This window comes from Paenibacillus lignilyticus (genome assembly GCF_017942085.1).
Taxonomy (GTDB): Bacteria; Bacillota; Bacilli; order Paenibacillales; family Paenibacillaceae; genus Paenibacillus_Z; species Paenibacillus_Z lignilyticus.
Genome location: NZ_JAGKSP010000063.1, coordinates 1 through 382, shown reverse-complemented (window position 1 = coordinate 382; position 382 = coordinate 1). Strand labels below are relative to the sequence as shown.

The following is a 382-nucleotide window of genomic DNA, read 5'->3' as shown; positions in this document are numbered from 1 at the left end:
ACGTTCGTGGGTGACAGCGGCCCAGTGGTCGGCTTCCTCAGCTCGGCGCACATCCTCGACAACACGGCCGCATTCGGCTGGACCAGCGGCCACCGCGTGCTCGCCACACCCCTCGCGGTCGTCACAGGACTCACGTACAACTTCCTGCCGTTCATGATCCTGCCGCTCTACACCTCGCTCGAACGTATCGACCACCGGCTCCACGAGGCCGCGGGCGACCTGTACGCGACCCCGTGGACCACCTTCCGCAAGGTGACCTTCCCGATGTCGCTGCCCGGTGTGGTCTCCGGGACGCTGCTCACCTTCATCCCGTCGAGCGGCGACTACGTCAACGCCCTGTTGCTTGGGTCCGCCGACACCAAGATAATTGATCCGATGAGCT

1 protein-coding gene is annotated in these 382 nt (G+C 64.9%); it reads left to right on the top strand.

Going from position 1 to position 382, the window contains the following annotated elements; all coding sequences use genetic code 11:
- The coding region (locus I8J30_RS32715; protein WP_210664508.1) for an ABC transporter permease at nucleotides 1-382 on the top strand (382 nt) is incomplete at both ends.